Origin of the sequence: Allobacillus salarius (genome assembly GCF_007559425.1) — a bacterium.
In the GTDB taxonomy this organism is placed as follows: Bacteria; Bacillota; Bacilli; order Bacillales; family Alkalibacillaceae; genus Allobacillus; species Allobacillus salarius.
Genome location: NZ_VMHE01000087.1, coordinates 1 through 734, shown reverse-complemented (window position 1 = coordinate 734; position 734 = coordinate 1). Strand labels below are relative to the sequence as shown.

The window sequence follows — 734 nt, the reverse complement described above, 5'->3', positions numbered from 1 at the left end:
AGTAAAATCATATCATGCTGCTTTAGCTGTTTTGTTTCTGATTTTTTCTATCATCAGTATGGCATTTGCCGTATGTATTCCAAAGAAAATCCACAGTATTTCCGTCTTCCTGTTTCTGGCCTTTATCCTTGAGAGCGAGTAATGTTGCTTTTGAGTGCCGAAGCTTCCTTCAAGCCGTGTTGCCCTTTCTTTTGAGAGTTCGCTTCTAAGCACCTTCCTCAAAGGCTCATCTTTGGCCGCCCTTCCCTTGCGCACAAAGGATGTGGATATCCCATATTTTGTACAGAACTTTCTGTTGGCATTATTGGCATATATGGAATCGGCAGCCACACATCTTACCCTTACATTCATAAGCTTCTGCTGCATACGGATACAGTCCTTCAAGCGTATACCCTCATTGAATGCCTTGAACGAGAGGTGTTCGATGAACGATATGCCGTCTATCTGTATATTATTGACCTTTGCACCGAACTCGACGGACTTGGTTTCCTTGCCTCTGACGATGGGACGTACATAATGACGGTCAATGCTGACGATGCGGTCACTGACTTTCCGCCCTTCAAACATTTCCTTTTCTTGTACAAGCACCTTTCTGATGATGGAAAGACGCTTATGATAATCCTGGGTATATCGGAGTAAAGCACCGTACTCGCTATGGATCCCATCCCTTTGACTGAGGAGCTTTTCAAGAAGCTTGATCATACGGCGCTTAAGCATTCTTGCCCTTGAAGCTC

The 734-nt window shown here is 44.4% G+C and carries 1 protein-coding gene; it reads right to left on the bottom strand.

The window, feature by feature from the left end:
* Positions 1-12: 12 nt before the first annotated feature.
* The coding region (locus tag FPQ13_RS13265; protein ID WP_144089751.1) for a transposase at positions 13-734 on the bottom strand (722 nt) is incomplete at its 5' end.